Origin of the sequence: Asticcacaulis sp. YBE204 (assembly GCF_000495855.1) — a bacterium.
Classification (GTDB): domain Bacteria; phylum Pseudomonadota; class Alphaproteobacteria; order Caulobacterales; family Caulobacteraceae; genus Asticcacaulis.
In genome coordinates this window covers 1-654 of the sequence record NZ_AWGF01000044.1, presented here as the reverse complement: position 1 = coordinate 654, position 654 = coordinate 1, and the positions used below count along the sequence as shown (strand labels likewise).

Genomic DNA, 654 nt, shown 5'->3' with positions numbered 1-654 from the left:
AAAACATGGAGCGCATCACCTCATTTTTAGCCTACGCGGTGGCGATGTTCCTCGCGTGGATCGGCAAATATTCACCGCAGGACATCGCCTTTATGGTTGGCGCCGCCGTGGGCGTCGGAACGTTCCTCGTTAACTGGTACTACCGCCGCAAAAGCTACCAGCTGTTGAACAAGCTAGGCGTTAGCCGGAGGGTTTACGATGAACTCAATCGCTAAACGCTGCAGCGTGGCCGCCGTGCTGGCGCTGGCGGTGCTGCTGCCGCAATTCAGCGCGCTGCAGATCTCTGAGACCGGGTTGCGCCTGCTGGCCGATTTTGAAGGTTGCCGCTTATCGCCTTACCAATGCCAAGCGGGCGTCTGGACAAGCGGCATTGGCCACACGGCCGGGGTAAAGCCCGGCACGGTTATCAGCGAGCGCCAAGCTGCCGTTAACCTCGTTGCCGACGTATATCGCGTGGAGCGCGGCATAGGCCGCTGTATGCCTGTCACGATGCCGCCGCCGGTTTATGACGCGGTGGTGTCCTTTGCCTTTAACGTCGGCGTCACGGCCGCCTGCGGCTCTACGTTGGCCGGTTTCATCAAGCGGCAGGACTGGCGCAACGCCTGCCAGCAGTTGCCGCGCTGGGTGTTCGTCAACGGCGTCAAATCGCCGGGG

Annotated in this window: 2 protein-coding genes; both read left to right on the top strand. The window is 61.3% G+C overall.

What is annotated here, in order from left to right:
• The coding region (locus tag AEYBE204_RS39230; protein ID WP_023464161.1) for an HP1 family phage holin at positions 1 to 215 on the top strand (215 nt) is incomplete at its 5' end.
• Positions 199 to 654: lysozyme (locus AEYBE204_RS39225; RefSeq protein ID WP_023464160.1), on the top strand; the 456-nt coding region annotated here is incomplete at its 3' end. The genes AEYBE204_RS39230 and AEYBE204_RS39225, both read left to right, overlap by 17 nt.